Origin of the sequence: Arthrobacter sp. S41, from assembly GCF_004320535.1 — a bacterium.
GTDB lineage: Bacteria > Actinomycetota > Actinomycetes > Actinomycetales > Micrococcaceae > Glutamicibacter.
Genome location: NZ_SIHY01000003.1, coordinates 127,732 through 148,287 on the forward strand (window position 1 = coordinate 127,732; position 20,556 = coordinate 148,287).

19 protein-coding genes are annotated in these 20,556 nt (G+C 56.2%); 12 read left to right on the forward strand and 7 right to left on the reverse strand.

The window, feature by feature from the left end; translation table 11 throughout:
• Positions 1 to 40: 40 nt before the first annotated feature.
• A complete protein-coding gene (locus EYR88_RS14610; RefSeq protein WP_242632607.1) occupies positions 41 to 1,141 on the reverse strand; it encodes a nitronate monooxygenase in 1,101 nt (366 codons plus the stop codon).
• Between the two features lie 459 nt (positions 1,142 to 1,600).
• Here EYR88_RS14610 and EYR88_RS14615 point away from each other — a divergent pair, with 459 nt between their 5' ends.
• The 5 genes from EYR88_RS14615 to EYR88_RS16305 all read left to right on the forward strand — a co-directional run bounded on the left by EYR88_RS14615 (position 1,601) and on the right by EYR88_RS16305 (position 5,863).
• Positions 1,601 to 2,812, forward strand: a complete 1,212-nt coding sequence (locus tag EYR88_RS14615) for a YbfB/YjiJ family MFS transporter (protein WP_131090501.1) — start codon at positions 1,601 to 1,603, stop codon at positions 2,810 to 2,812.
• Positions 2,813 to 2,871: 59 nt separating this feature from the next.
• Positions 2,872 to 3,303 carry a tautomerase family protein gene (locus EYR88_RS14620; RefSeq protein WP_131090502.1) on the forward strand — a complete coding sequence of 144 codons (432 nt, stop codon included), beginning with the start codon at positions 2,872 to 2,874 and terminating at the stop codon, positions 3,301 to 3,303.
• Positions 3,300 to 4,292 carry an acryloyl-CoA reductase gene (locus EYR88_RS14625; protein ID WP_131090503.1) on the forward strand — a complete coding sequence of 331 codons (993 nt, stop codon included), beginning with the start codon at positions 3,300 to 3,302 and terminating at the stop codon, positions 4,290 to 4,292. Before EYR88_RS14620 ends, EYR88_RS14625 begins: the two co-directional genes overlap by 4 nt.
• 31 nt (positions 4,293 to 4,323) lie before the next feature.
• The gene (locus tag EYR88_RS14630) at positions 4,324 to 4,887 is read left to right on the forward strand and encodes a pyridoxamine 5'-phosphate oxidase family protein (protein ID WP_131090504.1); all 564 of its coding nucleotides are present in this window, start codon (positions 4,324 to 4,326) and stop codon (positions 4,885 to 4,887) included.
• Between the two features lie 439 nt (positions 4,888 to 5,326).
• Positions 5,327 to 5,863 (forward strand): substrate-binding domain-containing protein, encoded by a 537-nt coding sequence (locus tag EYR88_RS16305; protein ID WP_242632608.1) that lies wholly within the window; start codon positions 5,327 to 5,329, stop codon positions 5,861 to 5,863.
• Between the two features lie 255 nt (positions 5,864 to 6,118).
• On the opposite strand, the gene umuD is transcribed toward EYR88_RS16305, so the two are convergent.
• The 3 genes from umuD to EYR88_RS14650 all read right to left on the reverse strand — a co-directional run bounded on the left by umuD (position 6,119) and on the right by EYR88_RS14650 (position 9,187).
• On the reverse strand, positions 6,119 to 6,535 hold the full coding sequence (gene umuD, locus EYR88_RS14640; protein ID WP_131090506.1) for a translesion error-prone DNA polymerase V autoproteolytic subunit: 417 nt from the start codon (positions 6,533 to 6,535) through the stop codon (positions 6,119 to 6,121).
• Between the two features lie 77 nt (positions 6,536 to 6,612).
• The gene (locus EYR88_RS14645) at positions 6,613 to 7,749 is read right to left on the reverse strand and encodes a glycosyltransferase 87 family protein (protein WP_242632620.1); all 1,137 of its coding nucleotides are present in this window, start codon (positions 7,747 to 7,749) and stop codon (positions 6,613 to 6,615) included.
• Positions 7,750 to 7,981: 232 nt separating this feature from the next.
• The gene (locus tag EYR88_RS14650; protein ID WP_165477393.1) at positions 7,982 to 9,187 is read right to left on the reverse strand and encodes an MFS transporter; all 1,206 of its coding nucleotides are present in this window, start codon (positions 9,185 to 9,187) and stop codon (positions 7,982 to 7,984) included.
• A gap of 115 nt (positions 9,188 to 9,302) precedes the next feature.
• On the opposite strand from EYR88_RS14650, the gene EYR88_RS14655 reads away from it, so the two are divergent.
• Positions 9,303 to 10,157, forward strand: a complete 855-nt coding sequence (locus tag EYR88_RS14655) for an NAD-dependent epimerase/dehydratase family protein (RefSeq protein ID WP_165477394.1) — start codon at positions 9,303 to 9,305, stop codon at positions 10,155 to 10,157.
• A gap of 106 nt (positions 10,158 to 10,263) precedes the next feature.
• On the opposite strand, the gene EYR88_RS14660 is transcribed toward EYR88_RS14655, so the two are convergent.
• On the reverse strand, positions 10,264 to 11,541 hold the full coding sequence (locus EYR88_RS14660; protein WP_131090510.1) for an FAD-dependent oxidoreductase: 1,278 nt from the start codon (positions 11,539 to 11,541) through the stop codon (positions 10,264 to 10,266).
• Between the two features lie 323 nt (positions 11,542 to 11,864).
• Here EYR88_RS14660 and EYR88_RS14665 point away from each other — a divergent pair, with 323 nt between their 5' ends.
• The gene (locus tag EYR88_RS14665; RefSeq protein WP_131090511.1) at positions 11,865 to 13,070 is read left to right on the forward strand and encodes a hypothetical protein; all 1,206 of its coding nucleotides are present in this window, start codon (positions 11,865 to 11,867) and stop codon (positions 13,068 to 13,070) included.
• Between the two features lie 349 nt (positions 13,071 to 13,419).
• Here the strand turns inward: EYR88_RS14665 and EYR88_RS14670 are convergent, their stop codons facing one another.
• Positions 13,420 to 14,604 (reverse strand): histidine kinase, encoded by a 1,185-nt coding sequence (locus tag EYR88_RS14670; protein ID WP_131090512.1) that lies wholly within the window; start codon positions 14,602 to 14,604, stop codon positions 13,420 to 13,422.
• Positions 14,605 to 14,865: 261 nt separating this feature from the next.
• On the opposite strand from EYR88_RS14670, the gene EYR88_RS14675 reads away from it, so the two are divergent.
• The 3 genes from EYR88_RS14675 (at position 14,866) to EYR88_RS14685 (ending at position 18,846) form a co-directional block, all read left to right on the forward strand.
• The gene (locus tag EYR88_RS14675; RefSeq protein WP_242632609.1) at positions 14,866 to 15,585 is read left to right on the forward strand and encodes a response regulator transcription factor; all 720 of its coding nucleotides are present in this window, start codon (positions 14,866 to 14,868) and stop codon (positions 15,583 to 15,585) included.
• Positions 15,586 to 15,722: 137 nt separating this feature from the next.
• Entirely contained in the window at positions 15,723 to 18,281 is a 2,559-nt protein-coding gene (locus EYR88_RS14680; protein WP_131090513.1) for an ATP-dependent Clp protease ATP-binding subunit, read from the forward strand.
• Positions 18,282 to 18,393: 112 nt separating this feature from the next.
• Positions 18,394 to 18,846, forward strand: a complete 453-nt coding sequence (locus EYR88_RS14685; RefSeq protein ID WP_347559261.1) for a GNAT family N-acetyltransferase — start codon at positions 18,394 to 18,396, stop codon at positions 18,844 to 18,846.
• A 53-nt stretch (positions 18,847 to 18,899) separates the two neighbouring features.
• On the opposite strand, the gene EYR88_RS16090 is transcribed toward EYR88_RS14685, so the two are convergent.
• Positions 18,900 to 19,106: a hypothetical protein gene (locus tag EYR88_RS16090; RefSeq protein ID WP_165477385.1), complete on the reverse strand. Its 207-nt coding sequence runs from the start codon at positions 19,104 to 19,106 to the stop codon at positions 18,900 to 18,902.
• 163 nt (positions 19,107 to 19,269) lie between these two features.
• On the opposite strand from EYR88_RS16090, the gene EYR88_RS14690 reads away from it, so the two are divergent.
• Together EYR88_RS14690 and EYR88_RS14695 are read left to right on the forward strand one after the other, a co-directional pair.
• Positions 19,270 to 19,824 (forward strand): hypothetical protein, encoded by a 555-nt coding sequence (locus EYR88_RS14690; protein WP_207306532.1) that lies wholly within the window; start codon positions 19,270 to 19,272, stop codon positions 19,822 to 19,824.
• 62 nt (positions 19,825 to 19,886) lie between these two features.
• Complete coding sequence (locus EYR88_RS14695) at positions 19,887 to 20,549, forward strand: alpha/beta family hydrolase (protein WP_131090514.1); 663 nt, start codon at positions 19,887 to 19,889, stop codon at positions 20,547 to 20,549.
• Positions 20,550 to 20,556: the final 7 nt, after the last annotated feature.

Consider the following 20,556-nt stretch of genomic DNA (forward strand, 5'->3'; position numbering starts at 1 on the left):
CTTGACCACCGGTTCCAGCCGCCGGGCGACTTAGCCCGAGTCAGCGCACTGCTGCGAGCCGGCGCATGATTACTACTGTCGGCTCTTCGGTGGCGTCGCGATAGCCTGTGCCGGCCCAGATATTGATGTTTTCCGAATCATTAGCGGCCGCTGCCGCTTTACGGATAGGACTGGTCAGATGGTGAATGGCTGGGTAGCCACTGGGTGCAGCACCATGGAACTGGTCCACGAAATCATTACGCAAAGCCCTCGCCGGACGACCCGAGAAGGCTGTAGTCAAAACCGTCTCAGTGCGACGAGGATCCGCCAGCGCCGCCTTATAAGGTTTTGAGGCTCCGCTCTCATCGCTACGCAGTAGCACGCTTCCAAGAACAGCGGCTTCTGCTCCGTGCGCGAGCGCCTCGCGCACTGCGTTGGGCGTTGAGATTCCGCCTGCTGCCCACATAGGAAGTGTGGTCCGGGAACGGACGCGGTCAAGCAACTGCGCCAATGGTATCTGCTCGATCGGCGTGCCCGGCGTTAAGGTTCCTGAGTGACCGCCCGCTTTGTACGACTGAACTACTAACCCGTCGACACCTAGGTCTGCGGCCTGCTGTGCTTCGTCCGGCTTGGTGACAGTCTGAAATACCAATGATCCGGCTTTCTGCAGCCGGCGAACAGCCTCGGCAGGGGGAAGCCCAAAGGTAAAGCTGACCACTGGCACGGGATCACTGACCAGCATGTCCACTTTTTCCGCCCACTCATCGTCGTCCTCTAGGGCTTCGACCTCGTTCAGGGACAGGTCGTAGGTTGCTGCTAGCTCACGCAGGGCCTCGGTGTATTCAACAAAGGCATCTTTGTCGATTGGCACCGGGTTCGGTGCGAAGAGATTTACGCCGAAAAGGTTGGCTCCGATGGTGGAAATTCCAGTACTTACCTCGGTGATCTGTTCAGCGAGCTGTTTGGGCGATTTATATCCACCAGCCAGCATGCCCAATCCTCCCGCTTCGGCGGCGGCCAAGACAAGAGCAGGGGTGCTCGGACCGCCTGCCATAGGTGCAGAAACCAGCGGAATGGTTGCCCCGAGCTTGGCCAGGAGGCCCGAGGCTGCCAGCGGACTAGTGTCGTTTGAATACTCAGCCGATGCACTGCGGTCAGTCACGTGAGTCTCACCCTTTGTCTTTGCTGATCTTCGCGGAAGAATTCCGGGAGGACGGTTGCGCTAGCTCAGGCGCTTGAAGCGCACCCTACCTAGTAATTACCTCCATAGTAGGCACAGCCTAAGGCGCTAAAAAAATGCCGTCTAGTCATCAACCATGCATGGCGCGCATAGCCGATCATGTCTACGGCAAAGATTGAACGTAAAGCGGCAACAAGCCCAGTTCTGCCGCTATAGTTCCACCGTCGCAGCTGGCTCCACATAGACAATGTCACCAAGATTCAGGGCTGGGAGTGCCACGGAGGCGCTCACCAAACTCTATCTGCAGGAATCAGTACGCACGTCCATGCTTCTGATGCATAGATCATGCGTAAATGCCAATTTTCGTAAGCCCGATCCGAGAGTAGCCTCGAAAGCAGATGAGATAGAACGTGGTGTCCTATCAAAAGTGATCGGAGATCGGTGTCATTGAAGGCGAAAGTAGTAAGCTCCGGATGGGTCATCGCGCTACGGGCCGGGGCCGCGTTGGCGGCAGCCGTCGGGGTTGGTCGTTTTGTGTTCACCCCGATTCTTCCTCTGATGCAAGAGCGAGCTGGCGTCACCGCCGAGCTGGGAGCGGCTCTAGCCACAAGCAATTACCTGGGCTACATGATCGGCGCCATAGTTATGATGGCAGTTCCACGGTGGGCGCGTTCTGCACTCGCCCTGCGTATTAGTATTTGCGTACTCGTACTCTCTCTGATGGCGATGCCCGCCACCGAACTTCCCGAGGCTTGGATCGCACTTCGCGGTCTTGCCGGACTAGCCAGCGCGATCATGTTTGTCGTCGCGGCAAGCGTCATTGTCCACACCATTCCAAAACAATCCCACCACCTGGTTGGCTGGTCTTACGGCGGAGTCGGAGCTGGAATCGCGATCTCAGGTGCGGTAGTACTTATGATCGCTCAGTTCGGAGATTGGCGTGAGGCCTGGTTTGCTTCTGGGGTGCTTACGGCAATACTTGGTGCCTTCGCATGGCAACTGGTACAGGCCGAGCAGTCAGAACACACCTCGCCTGCACATACGGAGCCGATTCATCGCCCCCACCGCTGGTTTGTCCCGCTCGTGGCGGCATACTTCCTCGAAGGTGTCGGATACATCATCGCGGGCACATTCCTGGTCGCTGCAATAGCGTCCTCTGCCTCGGGCGGACTGGGGAAGCTCAGCTGGATTGTGGTCGGTTTGGCAGCTATCCCGTCCTGTCTTGGCTGGGCCTGGCTGAGCAAGAAGTTGGCCCACCCTACTTTGCTGACCATCGCGCTATTGCTGCAAGCGGCGGGAATCGGATTAGCTGCCCTCGACCTTGGCATGGCAGGAGCGGTACTCTTTGGCGGGACATTCATGGGCATTACCACCCTCGCCCTTGATGCGGGAGCACACCTGCAAGTCCCCACAGCGGTCGCAATCCTCAGCTTGGTATATGCAGTAGGACAAACTGCCGGCCCTATCCTTGTTGCCCCGTTGTTATCAGACGGATTCCATGGTCCGCTGCTCATAGCTGCCGTAATCGTCGCGCTAGCTGCGGTGTCTACGGCGCTGATTCGGATTCGATTCCCGGCCGTCCACCGGCCTGCCAGCGAATCCACATTCGAACCGGTGACCGCCGAGACTGTCGGCGCAGGCGTGAACCGCTGAATGGACCACGCACGTAAAGCTTTGCCCATTACAACCGTTTTTATGAAAGGAACAAGATCATGCCACTGATCACCATCGATGTCATTCGAGGTCACGACGAGGATTACCTGGTCCGTCTTCTTGATGCGATCCACGACGCCGTCGTCGAAGCGTTCGATGTCCCATTCACCGATCGGTACCAAATCCTGCACCAGCATGAACCGTTCGAGCTTCGTGCCTTAGATACAGGTCTGGGTTACACCCGTACGCAGAACTTGACCATCATAAAGGTCACTAGCAAGCCCCGACCGACCGAGGCGAAACAGCGTCTCTACGAGAAGATCACCACATACCTCGGTGACCGGTTGGAGATTTCAGGCGAAGACGTCATCGTGAGTATCACGGAGAACACCTCCGCGGACTGGTCATTTGGCCAAGGACGCGCGCAGTTCCTGACCGGCGAACTTCCCGACGACACCCAAAATGCACAGGACAAGGTGGCAGAAAAATGAGTACTTTTCCCGCTTGGATCGCCCGCAAGGACGAAGATAACCGCATCCGCACCACCCTTGAGGAAGCCGAGACTAGCTTCCTAGACGACCTCGACGTAACCGTGCAGGTTCACTACTCCAGCATTAACTACAAAGATGCTCTGGCACTGCACGGCAAGCCCGGTGTCATCCGACGCACTCCGCTCATCGTCGGCATCGACCTGGCCGGAGAAGTTATCGCCTCGCGGGATAAGAGATGGCACCCGGGCGATCTGGTCACGCTCGACGGCGCGGGCCTAGGCGAAGAGCTCCACGGCGGGCTGGCCGGTCTTGCACGTGTTGGCGGCGATGATCTGGTTGTCATCCCTGATGCCTTCACCCCCGCCCAGAGCGCCGCAATCGGCACCGCAGGATTCACTGCGGCACTGAGCATTCTTGCGCTCGAGCGTCAGGGAGTAAACCCCAATGACGGCCCTGTCCTGGTCACCGGCGCTGGCGGCGGAGTCGGAACGGTCGCCATCGCGATGCTCGCACAAGCTGGCTACGAAGTCATCGCGGCAACAGGCCGCCCCGACGCGCTATGCGAGCGACTGACCGAGCTCGGTGCAACATCGATCATCAACCGTGGTGAGCTGAACACCGACCGCCCACTGGCCCGGCAGCAGTGGGCTGGAGTCGTCGACAGCGTAGGGGGTCCTACCCTTGCAGGGGCGCTGGCCGGACTGCACAACAACGGCGCCGCGGCTGCCTGCGGACTAGCTGGTGGCAGCGATCTGCCAACCACCGTGCTGCCATTTATCCTCCGTGGCGTCAATCTACTGGGCGTGGACTCGGTCCGCACGAAGCCAGGGCTGCGCCGCGACGCTTGGGAACGCCTTGCCCGCGACCTCAACCCGGAGCATCTAGATTCCGTCACACGCACCGTCCTGCTCAAAGACGCCGCAGATGCAGCAAAGGACCTGCTCGACGGGCATGGGACAGGACGCACCGTCGTCCAAATCTCCGAATAACCACGCAGAACCAAGAGCTAAGGAAGAGAGAATGACCGAGCTACGTGAACGGCTAGCAAAGCTGCCATCGTTCCCCAAGGAACTATCGACCCTGGATAGCGAGACTGTCCCCGAGAATCCGAACTCTTTGTTTGAATCATGGCTGAACAGCGCCATCGAAGCAGGGAATCGGCAACCGCACGCGATGACGTTTGTTACCAATCGTGCAGACGGAACTCCCGTGGGGCGCACCCTGATCATCAAGGACTTTGACGAGAACGGCTACCAGTTCTCCACCCACCGCAGCTCCCGAAAGGGCCAAGAGCTCCAAGAGAACCCTCGCGCATCGTTGGTATTTTTCTGGCGCGAGTCCGGACGTCAAGTACGCGTCACCGGTACCGCGTCAGCGCTCAGTGACGAAGCATCGCAACTGGACTGGAGCGGACGCCCCAGCTACGACGGCCAACCGAATCCCGACTGGCAGCACTACACACTCGTGCCCGACGAGTTCGAGTTCATGCAAGCAAGGGAAGATCGCAACCACACTCGCGTGGAATATAACCGCGATAACGTCGGGCAATGGGCTCACCACCTGGTGGCAACTCCCGCGGGCTAAAGGCCAGCAACTGACCGATTTCTCATAGCAGCCATTGTCGTTGCCGCCCCTCAAATAAGGGCGGCAACGACAATTGGTTTAAATGGACAGCTAACAGATCGGCAAGGGTCTATGCTTGGGAAGCATGGATGTGGAAGTACGGCACTTAAGGGCCTTCGTCGCTGTAGCCGAAGAAGAATCCTTTACTCATGCGGCCTTGAGACAGCGGATCACTCAACCGGCCCTGTCAAGAACGGTGCAGCAACTCGAATCCGCTCTCAAGGTCCAGCTGATCCGGCGGACCTCAAAGCGCTTCGAGCTTACCGCAGCGGGAGCCTTATTCCTAGATCATGCCAGGACTACGCTGGCCAACCTTAATCGAGCAATTGCCGTGGCCCGAGGAAACACTACAATCACTCTAGGTTTCAGTTGGCTCCTGCCCACCCCATGGGCGCAGGATATGGCACGACATTTACAAGATACCGCCGGCATCGAAGTGACCTTTACCCGAGTAGATGCCACGGCTCAACCCCTGGCCCGTGGAGATGTAGACGCGGTCGTCTTGCGCTCACCGGTATCCCCAGCGCTGCTCGACAGCCCCCGAACAATCAAGCTCTTTGAAGAACCACGCGTACTCGCGTGCTCGAATCGATCCCCCTGGACTTCCGGAGCGCCAATCCGGTGGGAAGACGTACCCCAACGCCCCTTGGTCATCAACACGGTTAACGGGTCAACCACAACGGATCTCTGGCCGAATCTCACTCCGGAGATTGTGGAGACACGCAGTTACGATGAATGGATCGAAACTGTCGCCGCCGATCGCGGAGTTGGAATCATCCCGGACATCGCTCGCACCAGGGGCATACACCCTGGCGTTGAATTTGTGCCCTTGATCGGAGCGCCACCAGTCACCGTTTGGCTCAGTGTCGCGGACCAGGTACCTGCACATCGAGCGCGATCGATCCTCGACGCTTCACGTCTGGCCCTGAATGCGTAGACCGAAGGTCGGATTGTGAATTCGTTGCGCATTTGTCCTGCGACTCACGATGCGCGGTAACGAGTGCCAGCCAGGCATTTCTCGTCCTGCTTCATGGCCAAGTTCTTAGAGGTTGTTCCGGGGTATGCCCGCTAGGCATCGGCCAGGGTTCTAGCGTCGGAGCAAAGAACGAGCTTACGTCAACGTGGGGAAGCACTGTTGTTGCGGATCCGAAGGATCAGCGATTGTATGAGTCATCCGTATAGGGATTATCGGTTACCTGACATGATGCAGGCACCTAGTAATCACGCCAAAAACGCCTACTTCATCGCCCTCGGTTAGTAAGACCGGCAAGGGGGATTCGTCGCTGAGCAAGCCAACCTTGGCTCCATCAATGTGCCAGCGTCGCACCAACATCTGACCATTAAGATTCACAATCACCACTGAGCCGTGACGGACCGATAGTGAGCGATCAACAATCACTTCATCACCGTCATAGATGCCCGCCGAACGCATCGCATGTCCGCTGACGCGCATGATGAAGGTGGAGACACGATCCCGTACCAGCAGACGGTTTAGATCCAGTCCGCCGTCAAAGTAGTCGCGCGCTGGTGAAGGAAAACCCATCGCCGAAACAGCTTGTACCGGCCCGTGACTAGCTCCGGGTGGCAACAATTCATTGTCTTCAGCCACCGCCACCACCTCCTACTGCAAACTAGTACAAATATTCGAATACTAGAATTGTACAGTGCGGCGCGGAGTGCTTCATGCTAGTTGGTTTCTGCTATTTCCTGAGGCTTCGCTACTAGGGCAGTAACGAGGCAAATGAGCATGCCTACAACGGGGACCGCAGGCCAGATATACCACCACGATGCCAATTCATGATCCGGGTGGATGCCAAAGAGGCGGATGGCCCACTTTGCTGACAGCATCAGTTCCACGCTAAAGAACACAACCACCAGCAACATGATCCGTCGTGGCCAAGCCTTCAGCCGCATGGCAACCACAACCCAGGCGTAGGCCATGACTGGTCCCCACACCCAGTGGTGTGACCAGCTCACTGGAGATACCAGCAAGGGGCAGGTCGACGCTACGCCCAGAAGCACCACCGGCTCAACCTTGTCGTGAAGCCGGTAAAGAAGAGCGATGAATGCCAGGCCCACGGCGAGCGCTAGGACAAACCAGATCAGCGAACCCGCGCCCAAGCGAGTCAGTAATCCTTGAAGCGAAATGTTGTCGATATAGCCAACGTCTCCGACGCGCGAAGGATCACGCACGACGTCGAACCAGTAGTCTAGGGTGTTGCGCCACTGGAAGATCAGCCCGACCAACTGAGTGCCCAAGAAGACTAAGGTTCCGGTAATCACTGCACGCCATTTACGCATGGCCAACGGGAGAATCAGCAGGGCTATAGGTGTGAGCTTAATTCCGGCGCAAATGCCCACGGCAATAACAAACGGAGTCATTGACTTCGAATTAACTAGCGCCAGATAACAAGCGCCGAGGATCAGAATGTTGATCTGACCAAACCAAATGGTGTCCCTGAAGGGACCGGAGATCAGCATCAGGCTGGTCAAGGTCAGCGGCGTAACCCATCGCCCCAGCTGCGGCCAACGCCGCGCTATCCGCAGAGCCAGATCCTTGGCAACAAAGAAGGTCAAGACAATAGAAGCCACCATGGTCACTGCTACTGAAACCCAGTAGGGGAAGACGGCCATTGGCAGGAACATGATTGCCGCAAACGTTGGATAAGTGAAGGGCAATCCGGGCGCATTAATCGGACCGACAAATGGCCCATATAGATTCTGCGGTTCGCGCAGAAGAGTCAGCGCACCTTCGCGGTATACAGACAGATCCCAGCCAGTGGGTTCGATGGTGATCAACGTCCAGACCAGTAGCAAGACCATCACTATTTCTAGGATGGCCGTTGATCGCCTGACTGGTCTGATGATTGAGGAACGGATAAATCTTCACCCTAGCGTTGGTGGATCTGGCAATCCGGTTACCGAAGCACCAGAGAGCAGTAATAGAAATCTGTCGACACCATTTCGAATTTAAGGACAGAATGGCAATCGTCCTCGATGCCAGGCTGCGCCCATTCTACTTTTGCGCCTGCTATTAACCCTAGAGCAAAAACCGCTAGTTTAATTCCGCTGCCCGCGCGGCATTGTGCGTCGCAGTTTTTCGGGACAAAACTAGCGCCACAACCACGGACAGCGCGGTCCCTGCGCCGGCAAGAATAATGATCATTTGAGCAGAATTCATTATCAATCCCGGCGTTCCCAAGAGATATCCCAACGCCACCATGGCGTTAATGAGCATGCGCAATTGAGCCCACGCACTTCCGTGGCGTGCTTGCGGAACGTGCTCATAGATGGCGGTTCGCACCCCGGTATTGCGCAGGCCGTTGCGTAGTCCCCCGACAAGGAAAATAATCAGCAATGCCGTGGCATTTGGCCAAAGTCCCTCCACAAGTATCGCCATACCTACAAGCGCTCCCCCGAAAAGTGTGGGTACTGATCCGCGCGAGTCGAACCACGAGTTGCCACCCATCAGTGCCCCTGCCACCGCACCTAATGACCAAGCGCCCAGCAACAGTGCATACCCCGTATCATCGGCGGTGATATCTCTCAGATAGAAAACTCCTGCTACGCCCTCGGCCGAGGTGAACAAAACAATGGCCGCCACAGGTATCAACAGAATCCGCAACCAACGGTTCTGAAACAGAACCGGACTACTTGTAGTCCGCTTCAGCCGGTCTTGGTTTTCGGGCTGCGGTTCGCCCAGCGCAGTCTCACGTAGAGTCCAACGCATCAAGATAGCTGCGATGCTGAGCAATGCGAACCCAACGGCCCCGCACCAAAGAACCGTGCCGAAACCCGCATGCGCTGACAACCATGAAGCAACTGCCGGAGCGATGATTCCAGACAGGGACGTGGCGACCACAAGAAAGCTGCCAGCTCTGGACAAGCTAAAGCTGCCACGAATTCGCGGAACAATCTTGAAGATCACTGAACCATTAATCACCGCGCAAATACTGGCCACTGGCATGAGAGCCAAACAAAGAATCATGTTTTCTGCCTGCGCCAATACCGCGAAGATCAATACGTGGACGCAAAGGTTAATAATCCACACGCGCCATAACGACGAACTATCCACCCATCGGCCCACTAAGCTCGCGACAAGCACCGGAGGTAACAGCCCACCTAAGAACAGTGCGGTCACTGCCCACGAACCCAGCTGGTCTGCGGCTTCAAGGGTCAAGGCAAAAACGGCCATGCCCTCACCCAAAAGTGAGAAGAAAGCGACAGCAACAAACAGCAGACAAAGCACCGACTGATTCATCAGTACAGTGACCTCCTCGTGCATGTTTAGCGCGGTCTCTATCACTGACGGAAACTTTCCGTCACGGTAATTGGTTCTATTCTAGAGAGAAGAGAAACAAGTCCGAGGGAGCATTGTGAAGGTATTACTGGTCAGCTGCGGCGACGTCGCCACCGAAGCAGGGTTACGCTTCCACGCCAAGGGACACCACGTCACAGGATGGCGCCGCAACAGTAACAAGCTTCCAGAAGAGTTCGCCGGAACGGATGTCGACTTACTCGATCCCAACCGTTGGCCAGTGGTAGATCCAGATACCGAGGTCGTAGTGCTCACCCCGGTTCCGGTAACCCGCGACGCACAAGGATATGAGCGCAGCTATTTGCAGGTGGCTCAAGAACTCAGCGCTCGGCTTCGTAGCCAGGCACCAAAGCTGCGCCGACTGATTTACATCTCCTCCACTGCCGTGATGGGCGGTGAAGATGGCCAGTGGGTTAACGAGCAGGCACCCGTAGTTGCCACCCGCGATACGGCAAAGGTCTTGGCCCGCACAGAGGCAGCGCTCACCGAGAGTGGACTGCCGGTGACAATCTTGCGCGCCTCGGGAATTTACGGCCCGGGACGTAACCGACTGATAGACCTGGTGACCTCGGGCAGCGCCCGAATCCCACACGGTTCACACTGGACCAACCGAATACACCGCGATGATCTAGCCGCCGCCATTGTCCATGTAGCCGGCTTAGATGATCAGGTAGCCGACCTGTACTTGGCCACGGACAATAGTCCTGCCCAGCTGGCAGAGGTCTACGAATTCCTAGCCAACGAACTAGGTCTAGAGCAGCCTGAACATGAGGCACCTCCGGCCGAACGACGTGCTGGCGACCGGCGCTTGGACAACACCCGGCTGTTGGACAGCGGGTTGTCCCTTCAATTCCCTAGTTACGTCGAGGGCTACCGTCAGATGTTATCGGGCACTTCCACCCGGCATGCCTAGGCCCGGCGGTTCACTCGGCAATCTGATGAGCACCTTGCTTGATTGTGCGGAGTCCCTTCAACCCTCCTACCTCCGTGAGAATCCGGCTGGTTCAAATTGCTCAGCTCTAGAACCCTTTACGCAGCGGATTGAAGTGACGTGCGATAGTGGGGACTTCTTGACCGGTGATTTGGGCAGCCAAGATTTTTCCCGTCAATGGACCAAGGGCTACGCCCCACATTCCATGGCCACCGCCGACAGAAATCCGCGGGGAACGCGTTTGGCCAACCAACGGCAACCCGTCAGCGGTGCATGGACGCCCACCAACCCACTCTTCCTTGCGGTTCTCCCAGTTGATCCCCTTGTACACCGGAGTAGCAGCGGCCACGATGGCTTCGATGCGCTTTGGCTCCAGTTTGTGGTTGACGTCCCGGAATTCCATGGTGCCGGCGATCCGGAAGCGATCCCCCAGTGGGGTGCAGGCTACGCGCTGAGTTGGGAAATAAATGGGGTGCGTTGGCATATGTTCCGGCTCCACGGTGAACGAATAACCTCGTCCAGCCTGAACCACAACGTTGACGCCGAACTTTTGAGCCATGTCGGTCATCCACGCACCGGTAGCAAGAACTACGTGGTCCGCCGTGATGGCCCGGCCTTCTGAACCAATAACCGTCACCGAGTTCTTGTTGTCGCGAATATCGGTGACATTAAAAGCGCCAATAATGTCACCACCGCGTGCAACCACAGACTCAGCGAGAGAAGCAATGAACTTTGGCGGGTTGATGTAGCGCTGATTCTTGATTGCTACGCCGGCGGCGACGCGATCAGAAAGGGTAGGCTCAATGCCACGCAGCTGATCCCCGGTGAGCAGCTCAAAGTCGACAGTGCCACCGGTTTTTTCGATCATCTCAAACTCGTGCAGCAGCGCGTTCCGGTCCTTGAGCGAAGTAAAACCAGTCAAGAACGGATCGGCCGCCTTGGAATGCTCCGCAACTCCTGGGCCAGCGGCCGTGTGCTGAGAGATTTCGTCAAAGGCATCAAGTCCGGTGATTCCGATTTCCGAGAAGACTCGCATGGCTTCTTCCCATCGCTTGGGCATTGAGTGCCAGGCAAAGCCGATCAAGAAGCGCAGCAGTTTGGCATCAGCGCTCAGGGGGATATAAAGCGGAGAGGTTGGATCCAACATCATCTTCAGTCCGTTGGAGAAGATTGATGGCTCTGCGATGGGCAGAGTGAGAGCTGGGGTCAACCAACCGGCGTTACCCCACGAGGACCCCGAGGCAACCCCGCCACGATCTACTACCGTGACCTTGACGCCAGCGTCTTGGAGATACCAAGCAGTCGACAATCCGATAAATCCGGCACCGACAACGACTACATGATCTGGCGCAGTCATCCCAGCCATGATCCACTCTCCTAGAAACTCGTTGGCCCCATAATGCGAGGTTGTATGTGTTCACTGTCGCGCGATCCAGGCAGAATTTCAACGAGTTCTGAGGATTCAACGGTGAGCGCCACCACACTCCCCTGTGATCTGTATTTTTTGCGGAAATCCTTGCTCTACACCGTCTTTTCTACGGCACTTCCCTCGACTAGATCATTTTTACCCCGTCGGAAAGCGTTAGACCCCTCACAAGAAGTTCGCTCTATCTGTGCTCTGCGTACACTGAAAGTAAGCAAATAATCATCTTTCTCGACAAGCCGTTTTAAAGGATCACCACCACACACATGGCCTCACGAAAACCAGCCAAGAAGAAAACCGCACAGGGTCATCCGGCTCGTCAGTCCGGGGCGAGCTCCGTACCTTTTGAAACTGAAGTGCGCCAAGCTTTACAGCCTTTTAAGTCCCAGCTGTTCCGCCACTTCCAAGAAGACGGACACCCCGCCAGCGAAACACGCGCTGCGCTCGAAGGACTCACGACGCTACTGACCGTGCATGCGCAGTTGCGCAAGAGTGTTGACGTCCAGTCGCTGGATCCAACTGTTCTTGGCGAGCAGCTCGGCCACCTGTCCTCGCTGGGCAAGCAAGTTTCAGAAGCCAGCGCTGCGATCCTCAAGCACTACCTAACCTTCTTGGGCACCACTGCAAACTTTGGTGGCAGCGTAGAAGACTTCAAGCAGACCTTCGAGTTCCTCTCCCGTATGGCTGGTGATTCACCAATCGTCGCCCCTTACCTTGAAGACGACGAGGCCAACGGAGCCTTCGAATCAATGCCATTTGTCTTTGCTGCCCGCGAACTTATCGGCTGGGTCGGTGAAGGTAAGCCAACTACACCAGCTGGCGTTCTCACCGGAGAAACCTTGCAAGATGCAGCCCAGGCACTGGGAATGTTCATCAAGGTCGACGAAAGCGCCGAGGCTATTGAGCACCCTGAGTGGGAACCAGAAGACGGAACCAGCGTTCCATCGCTGGCTGACATCCCTCGCCTTTCGGCCTATTGGGATGCACTAATCGGAACCGCATTGTTGCGCTATCAGGCACCTAATGCGACACCTACCGAATCACTGAGTGAAGCATTGCTCGCCACCAGCGGTGCAGGGTCACGCTTGATCAAGGAACTGATCGCTGAGGTGCTCTACTCGCACATTCTGATCAATACTCTTGAAAAGCCGGGCCAGGCACAGATCGCCGAGATGGTTGCTGGGGTGCTGAGTAATGCTGCCTCGACAAACACCGTCCGTACTGAATTTGCGCTGCAGATTCCTACCAAAGAGGATCTGCCCGAAGAGCAGCACCACTTGATTCCTAGCCTCGAAGAAGTTGTTCCTCAGGTGGAATCGCTACTTCGTGTCTTTGAGCGCGAGGGTCTGGTTCAGATCACTGAGGAAATCACCGTTCCGATTGTGCTGCGCTCCTCGTTGGAACGCGCACTGGGCAAGGTCTCCGAGCATGTCCTGAAAACCGACTCCGACTCTAACGATTCAGAGGCATAGTCGGCGCAGAACAAAAGCGACGGATCCGGGAGAAAATCCCGGATCCGTCGCTTTCTACTTAAGCTCGCATGTATCGGCGTCCTACTGTCTCCGTAAGAACGGAAACCTGAAGTTATAAAAGGTACGTCGCATTGCCGACAGACAACGGCACGCGATGGGGGCGCAATGCCGATGAAAGATCAGTCTGTTCACACAATGCAACGTACCTTTTAATCACCCTCTGGTCCTTGATGATGCCACTCGCAAAACACCACCAAGTACCTTCTCGGTGATCGGTCTTCACCGATACATATCTAACCTATCGTGTTCAGCGAAAAATCGAAATCATACTTTAGTAGGAGGGTAAGGCCTAGAACGGAATGCTGGCGCGAAGGGTCCAAACACCTTGCTCTTGGCTGGTTGAGAACTTTCCACCAAAGGCACGCATCCTGTCGGCCATACCAATGAGGCCACTTCCGCCCGCTGGTAGCCCCTTCACTTTCCTACCGGAAACACCCACCTGATTAGTGATTTCTAGTGAGGCTTCGGTGCCGTTTGAAAGCAATTCTAATGAACAGTGACCACCCGGGACACCGTGCTTTATGACATTCGTTGTACCTTCTTGCATCACACGATAGATCGCAGTTTGCGCAGAACGAGGCAGTTCGGAGATTTTTTCATCCGTGGTCGAGGTCACTCTAAAGTTGGCATCTTTGAGCCGTTGAGCAAAAAGTTCTGCTCCCTGAAGCGCATTGACAGTAGTTGCAGCCGGCTTATCAAAGTTGGCACTGCCTTCTGTGGACATGGTGCCATCGGCCCGTAGGACGTTGAGCATCAGTCGCAAGTCATGCAAGGTTTCGGTACTGAGCTTAGCGATGATATCGAGTGCCTCTAGCGCGGCCTGCCCGTCGTTGGCGAACTTGGCCGCCTTTGACTGCATCGCGACGATAGTGATGTCATGAGCAACGATGTCATGCAGATCGCGGGCGATGTTTTTACGTTCTCTGTCTATGGCTATACGCGTCTGTTCCCGAGCCTTTTGCATCTGATCAACAGCGTGATCATTCTTCTCTCGCAATGAATAGATACTGCGCGTTACAAAGTAGGACAGGGCAGTCAACGGCACCAGCGCGACGAGCAATATGGCGTCCTGATGGGCTTGGATAGCAAACAGAACCATCCAGGCCGCCGATAGCGTGAGGAACAATCCTCGAACACTTCGTGCATCAACAGTTGCTGCCAGCGCCGCAAAAATCATAAACGCAGTGAAGGTGAAGAAGAATAGGAAGCTCTCGTTGAGGAAGAAGAAGGCAACGGCAATAAACAGTCCGAGGGACGCTGCGACCCATCGAAGACCGATAGCCAGCACCACGCAAAGCACGAGCCCTACGAGGGCTCCCAAGATGGTTGTTTGTGACGCTCGACTAAAACCGTCCCTAAAGAGGGTGACGGACTCACTGCCCGACAGGAGAACAAGGACAGCGATCCCCACCCAAATAATGACACCCCGGCCAGCGAGGTGCTTGGTCAGGGTGCCTTTTAGTCGTTCACTCATATGCCGAATAATTCACGGCGACAGCGTTCAAGTCAAATAGCTTATTCGCAACCTACGCCGTAGTGAATGCATATCCACTTCGAAAAGTCTGCACCCCATCCGGCTGGGGTTGCAACTGATCCGGAGCCGATTGACTGACTCTGCGCCGCTGATGCGGGAGCAGCCACTGCGGTTAACGGTGCCAATGCCAATGCGGCAACGGCCATCATCTTCAAAGCCTTCATAACAAACTCCACATCTCGACAACTTATATACTTTCAAGTGAGCACCCGTTTGGAGCTTGCAGCATCGACGCTAAGGAAACAGATGGAACAAATAAAGGTCCTAATCGCTGATGATGAGCCACTAATTCGGCATGCGTTGGGGACAATCCTATCAACGGATTCTGGGCTTGTAACCGTATTTTTTGCAGAAAATGGACAGCAGGCAGCCGACTATTGCGTGGCAAACGAAGTTGACGTTGTTTTGATGGACTTACAGATGCCAATCATGGACGGGGTTAGCGCGACTCGCGCCATTAAATCTCGCATAGACAGCCCCGCAGTCCTTGCAATTACGGCATTTTCCTCGGATGAGTATTTAGTGCCTGTACTTACCGCAGGCGCCAGCGGCTATTTAGTTAAGGATTCAGAACCGGGAGAAATAATTAATGCCGTGCACGCAGTTCATCACGGCACTGCGGTCATTTCCCGCTCGGTTTCAGCCGACCTGATTTCCGCGGTGCGCAAAGCACATACGGATAATTCTCAACAGGTCGAAGATCTCATTGATGATCTGGGCATAACCAGTAGAGAAATCCAGATTCTAAAACTCCTTGCTCAGGGATTTAATAATGTTGAAATCTCCAAAACCCTCGGCATCACCGAGACCACGGTCAAGACACACATGGCAAAAATCTTCGTCAAGCTCTCAGTCCGCGACCGCGTTCAGGCCCTGATAGCTGCTGCGCGACTGGGGATTGTTGAAATCCCGAAGGATTAAGTACTTCCCCTCCGAAGCACCTCGAAGGGTGTGAGCTCGAGTGCTAAAAAAGGAATTTTGGATCATGCGGGAATATCTTGAGGTCCTATGCGTTGAACATGAGCATAGACCGCTCAAGTTTCTACTAGGAGGCTCACTTGCCAGCATTTTTTGGTGCACCATCTGACGGCTCGTTCGAGGAATTCCTCTCACGGTTCCTCTCTTCACGGGCTCAGGCAGCACGTCCGATCGACATCACCCGCCTACTTTCCACCCGTACCCACGAGGCAGTAGCTACCGCGGCAGCAATCTCCCAGGAACACGGCCACGATGAGATTGACTCATTGCACTTGCTCACCGCGCTTCTGCGCACCGAACCAGTTGGCGAACACCTGACCGCCATGGGCATCGACATCGAAGCCCTCGGCAAGGACGCAATTGCGCACATGCCAAAGAGCCAAGAGTCCGGAGAGAAGCCAACACGCCTTTCCTCGGCCGCTCAGCGCAGTCTCTTCGACGCCTACCAGGTGGCCCGCAACTACGGTTCCACCTACATTGACCCGGACCACCTGTTCCTTGCCTTTGTCTTCAACCCGGAATCGCCGGTCAGCAACCTGTTGGCACAGCACGGCATCACCGGCCAGTCACTCCAGCAGGCTGCCATGGAGCAAGCCCAGCGCGCCCAGAACGGCGGAGGCGACCAGGGGCAGGAAGAGTCCGATGCATCCATGTTGGAGCGCTTCGGAACTGACTTGACCGCCCTGGCTGCCGACGGACAGATTGACCCGGTCATTGGTCGCGATGACGAACTGGATCAGGTAGTTGAGATCCTGGCTCGTCGCACCAAGAACAACCCGGTATTGATCGGTGAAGCCGGCGTGGGTAAAACCGCCATCGCTGAAGGCCTGGCTCGCGCCATCGTAGATGACCAGGTTCCAGAACAGATCCGTGGCGCCCGACTCATCTCTATCGACCTACCCGGCATGCTCGCCGGCACCCGCTACCGCGGTGACTTTGAGCAACGCCTCACCGGCCTGCTTGAAGAGATTGCCGACTCGGAAGGTCAGATCTTGGTGTTCATCGATGAGATGCACCTGCTGGTCGGCGCTGGCTCCGGAGAGTCGGGCAATATGGATGCAGCTAATATCCTCAAGCCTCGTTTGGCACGCGGTGAGCTGCACCTGATCGGTGCCACCACGCTGGACGAATTCCGCAAGGTAGAGAAGGACAGCGCGTTGGCCCGCCGCTTCGGCAAGGTCACCGTGGATGAGCCATCGCAGGAAGTCAGCTTGGCCATCCTCGAAGGTCTGCGTGAATCCTACGAAGATCACCACCAGGTGCAGTACACCCCAGCAGCGCTGAAGGCCGCGGTATCACTCTCGGCGAGGTACCTCACCGACCGCCAGCTGCCAGATAAGGCCATCGACCTGATCGATATCGCCGGTGCACGACGCTCAATCGCCGCCGGAGATACCGAGGACGTGCAGTCCCTGCGCACCGATCTGATGGAAGCGGAACGCGAAAAGTCCCGCGCCATTGGCGAGGAACGTTATGAGGACGCCAGCGCCTGGCGCGATCATATAGCGGAGCTGACCACTCGGATTCATACCGCCGAGGCCGCCGGCGATGCGGGCGTAACCCGCGTGGTGGACGAAGCTCAGATCTCTGAGGTTATCGCCCGCTCCACCGGTATCCCTACCTCGCGGATCACCGGGGACGACAAGTCGCGTCTGGCTTCGCTGGAAGAATCCCTGCACGCCTCGGTGATCGGCCAGAAGGATGCGGTCTCTGCCGTGGCTCGCGCCGTGCGTCGAAACCGTACTGGCCTCTCCCCTGCGGGTCGTCCAATTGGTTCGTTCTTGTTCCTGGGCCCAACCGGCGTGGGCAAGACCGAGCTGGCCAAGGCACTGGCGACCAACCTCTTCGGTTCGGCTGACTCGCTGGTCCGCGTTGATATGAGCGAATACGGCGAGAAGCACACCGTTGCTCGTCTGATCGGTGCCCCTCCGGGATACGTTGGCCACGACGAGCCCGGGCAGCTCACCGAGAAGGTTCGCCGCAATCCGTACTCGGTGATCCTGCTTGATGAGATCGAGAAGGCCCACCCAGATGTATTCAACGTACTACTGCAGGTCCTTGATGACGGACGGTTGACCGATTCGGCCGGACGCACCGTGGACTTCTCGAACACGCTGATCCTGATGACCAGTAACCTCGGTGGCGAGTACCTGGCCAACAAGGCCGGAAACTTCGGTTTCACCTCGGCCAAGGCTGCCAGTGAAGCCGGCGAGATCCGGGCCAAGGTGATGAGCAAGGTGCGCGAGTTCATGCGCCCCGAGTTTCTGAACCGTCTGGACGAGGTCCTGCTCTTCTCCAAGCTTTCGCAGTCGGAGATCGGCCAGATCGTCAAGCTGGTCATCGCCGATACCGAGAAGCACCTGGTGGATCAGGAACTTGCTTTGGAAGTCAGTGATGCTGCCGTGGATTGGCTAGCCTCTGAGGGTTACGATCCAGAGTTTGGTGCCCGCCCACTGCGCCGCTTGGTGCAGCGCAAGGTGCAGGACGCCATCGCCGATCTGCTCATCGATGATTCGCTGACTGCCGGTGACACCGTCGTGGTGGACTACGCGCAGGACAAGCTGGTGGTGCGCAAGAAGGTGGATGCACCCACCCCGCCAGCACAGAACGAGCAGGTACCTAGCTACTTCGATAACTAGGAAGCACTAGCCTGTTGGGGGCTTGATACGCCGGAGCTTTGGCTTCGGCGTATCAAGCCCCCTTTTGTGTGTGCACTGATCTTTAGCGGGAGCTCAGTTACTGCGTGTTAGGGTGAACCCAATTCTTGGACACGATGAGAGCAACTGCGCTATGGAAATCTCCACCACTAAGGTCCCCTCCCCTGAGCAAGTTATTGCTCTGTACAACTCCGTGGGGTGGAGCGCCTATACGGATCACCCCGACGTACTGGCCACGGCACTGAAAAACTCTGACTTTCTTGTCTACGCCTACGACAAGGAACACCAACTCATCGGCTTAGCCCGGGCGATTTCCGATGACGCGACCATTTGCTACGTGCAAGACATCTTGGTTCACCCAGAAGCCCAGCGCAGCGGTGCCGGCAGGGAACTATTTACTGCCGTTCAAGACCGATACAAACACCTTCGCCAGTTTGTGCTTATTACCGATGATGAGCCAGGGCAACGAGCGTTTTATGAATCGATGGGGCTGACTGAAGGTGCAGATTTTAAATCTGGGCCAATCAGGGTATTCGCGCGATTCTAAAATAGATAGCTTTGAGCGCAGGTCCCCTAATAGACTGGGAATTCATCACTCTCCTAGGAGCTACTCTTGCGCATCCGAAGTTTCATGACCTTGTCTCTCGTTGCCATTTTGATGACAGGGTGCAGCGCAAGCCAAGCCCCAACACCTTCTTCCGAACCCTCAGAGTCAGCAACTGCCCCGGCTAACGCCCCGGCCTCTGCGGTAACTGCTGACACCGAGCTTGCTGAAAATTCGCTCGCCCCGTCTCCGACTAAATCCACTGCAGCACCCTTGACTGGTCAGGCATGGGCGGACTCCAAGATTAAGATGTGGAAAGACAATTCGGGCATCAAATCCACTCAAGGATTCTCGTACCCCTACAATTTGATGACTTCATGGGAGTCGCCAAAGCCGGGCGTCATAAATATCTCGTTAGACAACAGCATGATTTTCAACCGGGACGGAATGCAAGAAAGCTACCAGACCCGCGAGGATGAACTCCGGTTCATGGGCCTAATCATGTTCGAGAGCGTGGGTGAGAAGTCGCCGGAGTTGGAAAGCATCACTTTCGCCACCGAGGACGGCAAGAATTCCGGAACCTACTCCCGCGCCCGAACCGGAGCAGACCCCAACGACCGCAAAGCCTGGGCCAAAGAAAAATACGCGCAGTGGCTTTCGGGCATGAATGACGTTTACGAATCCATGTGCCACGCAGAAATTACCACCTTAGAGGTGTACCGCCGCTGCCTTCCGGATGACCCACATGCCTACGTAGATAAGGTGGAGTCACCGGCCTTTGGTGAACTTGTCGTCACCATCAAGGACGGTCCGTGGATGGGTGGAACCTATGACACTCCTGCCTCAAGCTTCGTCTCCTCAAACATGATCATCAAGATCAACGACAAAGCTGCTGCCGGAGAGCAAGTCGATAAGCTGACCGTCATCGCTAGGTCCGGCGGGGATACAGGCACTGCCAATCGTGAAGACTGGATTCAATAGAGCTAGAACCCCGGCCTCAACAGATTCTGCCGCTATCCGCATCGCGCCCTAGGCTTAAATCTATGACGCAAGAACTGTCGATTCCTTTTAACGATTCTGTGCTGAGCGCACTGTGGATGCCGGCATCGAAGGCTAAAGCCCTGATGATTTTGGCCCATGGTTCTGGTGCGGGCAAGGACCACGAGTTCATGACTGGGTTCGCTCAAGCAGTCGCTGATCTCGACGTCAGCGTACTGCGTTTCAATTTCCCGTATATGGACGCAGGAAAGAAATTCCCAGACAAGGCACCTACCGCCATCGCTGTCTGGCATCAAGTGCGTTCATGGGTTGAAGATCATTTAGCCGGCGGTCTGCCAGTGGTTGTTGCCGGCAAGTCATTTGGTGGACGTATGGCCTCATTGGCTGTCGCCGAAGGTATGCCGTCGAACGCTCTGATCTTCTTGGGTTACCCATTGCACGCACCTAAAAAGGAAGATAAGCTTCGCGACGAGCACCTCTACCCCTTAGCAGTTCCGATGCTGTTTTTGGAAGGCACCAAGGATCCGTTTGCCAACCCGGAAAAGATGGAAGCAGTTGTTGCGAAGCTAAATAAGTCGACGGAACTGGCCTGGTTCGAAGGCGGCAATCATTCATTCAAGGTGGCGCGTTCACAACGAACGGTGGCACAGGATGGCGCTTGGTTGGCCGGTGCAACTGTGGACTTCATTTCCAAGCACGCTCTATAGACCGCGC